Origin of the sequence: Campylobacter sp. TTU_617 (genome assembly GCF_016599045.1) — a bacterium.
GTDB lineage: Bacteria > Campylobacterota > Campylobacteria > Campylobacterales > Campylobacteraceae > Campylobacter_D.
Genome location: NZ_JAENKV010000017.1, coordinates 20,658 through 27,638 on the forward strand (window position 1 = coordinate 20,658; position 6,981 = coordinate 27,638).

The 6,981-nt window shown below is 26.4% G+C and carries 6 protein-coding genes; 1 reads left to right on the forward strand and 5 read right to left on the reverse strand.

All coding sequences use genetic code 11. The features are described from left to right. Window positions 1-33 precede the first annotated feature (33 nt). Together kpsS and GQV94_RS06865 are read right to left on the reverse strand one after the other, a co-directional pair. Window positions 34-1,224, reverse strand: a complete 1,191-nt coding sequence (gene kpsS / locus GQV94_RS06860) for a capsule polysaccharide modification protein KpsS (RefSeq protein WP_200170316.1) — start codon at window positions 1,222-1,224, stop codon at window positions 34-36. Between the two features lie 25 nt (window positions 1,225-1,249). After that, entirely contained in the window at window positions 1,250-3,277 is a 2,028-nt protein-coding gene (locus GQV94_RS06865) for a capsular polysaccharide biosynthesis protein (RefSeq protein WP_200170317.1), read from the reverse strand. A 123-nt stretch (window positions 3,278-3,400) separates the two neighbouring features. On the opposite strand from GQV94_RS06865, the gene GQV94_RS06870 reads away from it, so the two are divergent. Then, entirely contained in the window at window positions 3,401-4,735 is a 1,335-nt protein-coding gene (locus GQV94_RS06870) for a major outer membrane protein (RefSeq protein ID WP_200170318.1), read from the forward strand. A gap of 28 nt (window positions 4,736-4,763) precedes the next feature. On the opposite strand, the gene GQV94_RS06875 is transcribed toward GQV94_RS06870, so the two are convergent. From GQV94_RS06875 to GQV94_RS07970, 3 genes are all read right to left on the reverse strand, one after another. After that, window positions 4,764-5,906 carry a LegC family aminotransferase gene (locus GQV94_RS06875; RefSeq protein WP_200170319.1) on the reverse strand — a complete coding sequence of 381 codons (1,143 nt, stop codon included), beginning with the start codon at window positions 5,904-5,906 and terminating at the stop codon, window positions 4,764-4,766. Next, window positions 5,899-6,873, reverse strand: coding sequence for a GDP-mannose 4,6-dehydratase (locus GQV94_RS06880; RefSeq protein WP_200170320.1), 975 nt, complete (start codon window positions 6,871-6,873; stop codon window positions 5,899-5,901). The genes GQV94_RS06875 and GQV94_RS06880 overlap by 8 nt, the downstream gene beginning before the upstream one ends. Next, window positions 6,855-6,981 (reverse strand): hypothetical protein (locus GQV94_RS07970; RefSeq protein WP_442778708.1); only part of this gene is annotated, 127 nt, incomplete at its 5' end. The genes GQV94_RS06880 and GQV94_RS07970, both read right to left, overlap by 19 nt.

Here is a 6,981-nt window from a genome sequence, read left to right on the forward strand (position 1 = left end):
AAATTTATTTTTAAAATATTAGAAATAAATATTTTATTCCTTATTGGTAAATAAAAAAGAATTTTTATAAAAACTACCATTTATTTGATTTTTTTCAATTAAATAAGCTCTAAAATTTCCTAAAAGTTTTAAATTTGGTTTATAAGCGTGTGCCTCCCTCCAAAAAAATCGAAGTTTTTTTGGATAAGCCAAACCATCAATATTATAAAAAGCATTTCCACAAACTTTCAGAGGGCATCTATACATTAAAGCAGAAATTCCAACACTAGAATTAATAGTAATACAACCTAAAGCTTGTTTTAAAAGAGTTGGTAAATAAGCATCGTGTGTGTATAAAACGCGTCCTTCAACATGATATTTTTGACTTAAAGTTTTAATAAGAAAGGAATAGTTTTTATATCCTCTATCCATGGGATGATGCTTAAAAATAAGATAATGCTTAGCTCTTGCATGTTCAGCAAAAGAAATAATACTTTCTTCTATAAATTCCTCAATATTTTTTTTATAATGATGAATAATTTGTGTATCATTATATACTTGAAGTATGGCTAAAAAATATTTTTTATCAAGATTATAAATTTTTTTATTAAGTTTTTTTTCGGTTATTTTATAAAGTAATTTTCTTCCTAAAGACAAAAACCAAGCAAACATTTCAAAAGGACTCAAAGATCGATGATGAAGTTTATTATTAAAAAATGGGGCTAAAATGAAAGCAAAAAACCAATACAAAAAAGATTGAAATGCCATTGATTTAAAAGTAGAACTCAAAGCAAAACTTTTTTCTTTTTTAGCATTATAATAAAGATAAAAATTTTTATCTCTTGGAGTGCTTGAGTTTGCATTAACTCCATTTTCTTCAAACGTTATAAAATTAGGTCTTATATATCCTTCCTCAAAGACCCAAATTTTAATTTTCATCTCTTTAGCAACTTTAATTGCTACTTGATGTATAAATCTACAATCATTATACATAATAATAGCTTGAATTTTTTTTTGAATAAAAAAATCTTTATAAAAATTTTCTAATTGCTCTTTGCTATTTTTATAAATAAAACCTTTAGGATAAAAAAAGAAATCTCCGCCATTAAAATTAATTTTACTCACTTGAGTATTATTTTTTTTTAATTCGTAAGATAAACGTTTAAAAAAACTCCCAACAGGACCTTGCAAAAGAACAATATTTTTATTACTAAATTCTTTTTTAATCTTCTTGCTAAAATTCATAAAAATAGGGAATCCCCCCCCCCAGTTATACTATCTTTTCAAAAATTCTTCTTATTTTTCTTATAATAAAATTTCTAGTATCTATACTTAATTTAATCCAATATTTTGAAAAATAAATATTTTGCATTTTTTGCATTATATCTAAAGTAACTTCAATTTCACATAAATGCTTATTTAAAGGATTTATATACCTTGGATATAGTATTAAAGTTGCCGCTACAAGCTCTTCGATACTTAACTTTCTTGTTCTTCTTGCTATATTATATTTATCTTGCGTAAGTCCCCATCCTGCATAAAAAGGTAAGCCATAAGTAAAAACTTTCTTACCTCTTAAAAGTGCATCAAAGCCAGAAGTTGAAGTAATAGTATGAATTTCATCGCTTACATTGATTGCACTATCTATACTCACATTTTTTATTATCTCATCACAAAATTCTAGAATAATTTTTTCATCTTTTAAACCTTTGCGATTTCCACTTAAAACATCAGGATGAGGTTTAAAAATTATATAAGCTTTAGGATTTTTAGAACGCACTTCTTTAATTAAATCTTGTGTAGTAAAGCCCATTCCTCCCAAAACCATAGAAACATCATCTTCTACTTGAGCAGGAATTAAAATAATTTTTTGATTTTCTCTTGCTTTTAAAGAAAGTTTTTGATGTTTTAGACCATTATATTTTGAAATTTTATTTATTTTTAATTTTTCAATTAAATTTCTAGCCCTTTGTATTAAATTTTCATCAAATTTATAATTTTGTAGAATATTTTCAAGATCGCTTTCTTTACTTGGATCTACATAAAAAGCTTTAGAATCAACAACCAAAGAAAAAGCTCTTGTAAGATCAGATCCTAAAGAAATAGATCTTATAAAACCATCTTCAACAAAATAAATTGGATTTTCTTTAAAATACCTCATTAATTCTTCTTTTTTAAATTTATAACCCCAAATAAAAAATTTATCGTCTTTGGTAATATTAAATTTAAATAAAGACTCAATAGAATTAACAAAAATGATTTTATTGGTTTGTGCTTTAAAAAAAGGTTTGATAAATCTTCTTTTCCATAAAGTAAAACCTAGAAAAAAAAGACGCTTTGAATTTATTTTTTCTATATTTTTATAACGATTTAAGGTATAAATAGTATCAAAAATATCACTTTTTTGATTTAAATAAGGGTTAAAATAACGCGCATAAAGCATATAACTTGCAGCAAAAACTTCCTCTAAACTCCTTTTTGTTTTTCTTCTTTGACATACTAATTTATCTATAGTTAGTCCCCATCCTGCATAAAAAGGTAAACCATAACATACACATTTACAACCAACCATTAAAGCTTCAAAACCCATGGTAGAAGTTTTAGTATAAACTTTAGAAAAATATTTCAATAAAGCAATAGGATTATAATTTTCACTAATAAGCTCACAATTTTCTGGCAAAAGATTTAAGTCAAAATCACTTTTTCTTTTACCGCTTAAAACATCAGGGTGGATTTTGATATAAATTCTAGCATCTTTATTTTCATTGATAGCATCTTGTATTATCTCATTTGTACTAAATCTTAATGCTTGGCCATATTTTAAAGAAGCATCTTGATCAACTTGAGTGATAACTAAAATACGCTTTTCGTATTTTTTAAAAAAATTATCAGGAATATCAAGGGTATTATTGTATTTTGTGATTTCATATTTTTTGATTAAATCTATAGCTTTTTTGGCTTTTTGCAACAATAAAGAATCAAAAGTATGATTATTTAATAAATTTTCAAGTCTTGAAGCTTTATTACTATCATAATAAATTCCTATATCATCTTCTACTACACTAAAACTTGGAGAATTATAAAGACTTAAATTTAAAGATCTTATAAAACCATCTTCTAAAAGCAAAAATGAACCTTTATGTTTTTTAGCTAAAGAAATAGCCCTTAAACCAGATTTTTTACGTCCCCAGCCTAAAAAAATACTATTATCTTTTACATTAAAAAAAGAATATAATTTAATTTTATAAAAATTTTTAACATTTTTAATTAGTTTCCTAGAAGTAGAATATAAATTCATATAAACCTTAAAAAATTATTTAAAATAATATTCTAACATTTATTCTGTATTTTATAAATAAAGCTTTACTTTAGATTTTCTTAAATATAATAAATAACTTCAAACTATAAAAAGGATTTTTCAATGAAATTAAAATCAATATTATATCCAGCAACGGCTTTATTAGCTTTTTCTTATTTAAATATTAATGCCACCCCTTTAGAAGAAGCAATTAAGGATATAGATGTTTCTGGGGCTTTAAGATATCGTTATGATAGTGCAAGCGGAAATTTCGATAATACTTCAAGTCGTGGTTTTTTAGATAGTGTTGGTGCAGGCTATATTAAAGATAAACAAATGCACAATTATAAAGCACAAATCAATTTTAGTGGTGCTATAGCTGATAATTTTAAGCTTTTTATACAATTTAATTATAGCGCTAAAGATGGTGGACATGGTGCTTACGATGGAAATCCAACATTGCCAAGTGGTGCAGTAAATCCTAATTATAATCCTAATGTTAGCGATACTCAAACAGGATTTTCTGTACGTCAGCTTTACCTAACTTATGCAATTGATGATTTTAACACAAATATTATTTTAGGTAAACAACAATTAAATACTATTTGGACTGATAATAGTATAGATGGTTTAGTTGGAACAGGAATTAAAATTACAAACAATAGTTTCGATCATTTAAATTTTTTAGCCTTTGCTATTGATAGTTTTGGGATAGATGAACAACCTAATGACTTTTATGGCAATGCTGAATATATTCTAGATGAAAAAACTTATAATGAAAATTTTTATGGTGGAGCTATACTTGGAAATTATAATTTATTAAGTGGAAATTTTAACCCAGAACTTTGGCTTTCTTATTTAAATAATTCTTTTTTATTTTATGCTTTTAAATTTAACTATAATGTAGATATTCTTAATGATATTAATTGGAATTTACAAGGAGCATATCTTGGAAATAAAGTTATTGAAAGTAGCTTAAAAGATCTAGGCTTTAAAAATAGTAACTTTTTTGCCCTAAAAGGAACAATCGCAATCAATAGCATTGATGCAAGTTTAGGTGGAGTTTATTATGGGGATAAAAATGGCGTTAATATGGTAGTTATAGAAGATCAAGGAAATCTTAAATCTCTTCTAGCAGGTGAAGAAATTTTTTATTCTGATGGCTCTAAACTTAATGGAGATGTTGGTGAAAATCTTTTTGCTTTTGCAAGTGCTGGATATACCTTTAATGAAGTATTGCGCTTAGGTGCAGATTTTGTTTATGGTGGAACTAAATCAAGCGATCTTTCAGCTGTAGCTGGAAGAGCAGGAAAAAAACTTGAATCTGTTGCAAGAATAGATTATAAATATTCTCCTAAACTTACCTTTAGAACTTGGTATTCTTATGCTAAAGTAAAAGCTTTACATGATGAAGGAGAAAAAAACACTGTTCGCCTTGAAGCTTTATATAAATTTTAAAATAATAAAACGCATTTTTTGCGTTTTATTATAATCTTACACTGCTTGGAAGATTAACTAAAGTTTTTTCTAAAATTTTAGTATAAGCTAATCCATCATTTTGGCAATTTTTATACATTTTTAAAGAAGCTAAACTTTTCCATACAGGACGTACAAAAATATTATTTTCAAAACATTCTTTAATAAAAATATTTCTTAAATTTTCATCTTTAAAAATTAGCGCATTAAGCCAAAAATTACTTTTTGAATTTGAAATCTCATCTACAAAAGTTAAAAATTCATTATTTTTAAAAAAGTTTTTATATAGCATAGTTAATTCTCTTTTATTTTTTAAAAAAAACTCCAAATTTTCAAGCTGTGCAAGAAGCAAAGCTGCATTAATATTGCAAAGTCTATAATTGTAAGCTATTAAATCGTGCTCATATTCATAAGGATGATTGATTTTAGCAGTGGTGCTTAAATGTTTAATTTTTTTTGCAATATCGTCATCATTACATAAAACAGCTCCCCCGCATCCTCCTGTTACAATTTTATTGCCATTAAAACTTAAAATTCCACAAGCTCCTAAAGTTCCCAAAGCTTTATTATTATAAGTGCTTCCTAGTGCCTCTGCACTATCTTCAATAAGAATTAAATGATAATTTTGGCAAATCTTTATAAGCTCTTTAAGTTTTGCAGCCAAGCCAAAAGTATGCATTATCACACAAGTTTTTATGTGCTTGTGTGTTTTTTTATTAAAAGTTTTTTGTTCTTTTTGATAGGTATTTTCTTTTAAGAAATTTTCCAAAGCTTTAGGATCAAGACTTAAGCTTTCTTTATCTACATCTAAAAAAATAGGTTTTGCGCCAGTGTAAGCAATAGCATTAGCTGTTGCCACAAAACTAATAGCTTGAGTAATTACTTCATTATCTTCATTGATATCATAAGCTAAAAGTGCTAAATGTAAAGCTGAAGTTCCAGAATTTGTTGCGACAACAAAAGGAGAATTTGTAATTTGCTTAATTTTATTTTCAAATTTATGAACAAATTCTCCCACGCTTGAAACAAAGCCTGTATCGATACAATGTTCAAGATATTTTTTCTCATTACCTATAAAACAAGGTTCATGAAGAGCAATTTCTTTTTTATGAGAAAAAAGTTCTTTAATAAAATTAATTTCTTTTTCAAACATTGTAAATATTACTTTTATAAGAACTTAAATTTTCTTTAAAATAATCGATACTTTTTTGAAGCCCTTCTTCTAAACTTGTTTTACTTTTCCAACCCGTTGCATTAAAAAGTTTGGAGCTATCGCAACAAAGTCTTAATACTTCGCTGTTTTTAGGACGCAGTCTTTGCTTATCTTGAATAATCTTTATATCTGAATTTAAGAGCTTTTTAATAAGCATAACAACTTCTTGCATAGAATACTCTTTAGAACTTCCTATATTAAAAACTTCTCCATAATTTTTTAATTTAAGCAAAGAAATAAAACCTTCGCAAGTATCTAAAACAAAATTTAAATCCCTTGTAGGTGTAAGATCTCCTAATTTTAATTCTTTTTCTTTATTTAAAATTTGCGTAATAATTGTAGGAATAATAGCTCTTGCACTTTGTCTTGGACCATAAGTATTAAAAGGTCTTGCAATGATAAGTGGAAGATTAAAAGAATGATAATAACTAAGAGCCATCATATCAGCTGCGATCTTGCTTGCTGAATAAGGACTTTGAGGTTGTAAAGGATGCTTTTCATCAATAGGAACATAAAGGGCACTTCCATATACTTCACTTGTTGAAGTATGAATAAAAAGTTTAATATCACTTTTTTTTGCTGCTTCTAAAAGATTTAAAGTACCCCCTATATTGGTATCAACATAACTTTTAGGAGCCATATAAGAATAAGGAATAGCGATTAAAGCACCTAAGTGAAAAATAATATTAACATCTTGAACCAATTTTTCACAAAAAAAACTATCTCTTAAATCTCCGCTTATAATCTCCATTTCTTTAAGATAAGGACTTTTTTCTAAATGTCCATAGGAGTTAAAAGAATTATATTGCACTAAAGCCTTAACTTTAAAACCTTTTAAAACTAAACTTTCACAAAGATGAGAGCCTATAAATCCATCCGCACCAGTTACTAGGATATTTTCATCCATTTTTCAAGTCCCCTTTTATATAACTCTTCTTCTAAAGGCTTAATGTTTTTTATTAAAGCAAGTTCAAGTGCATTAATATGTGCATATATCATTTTAAGCCATTCTAAA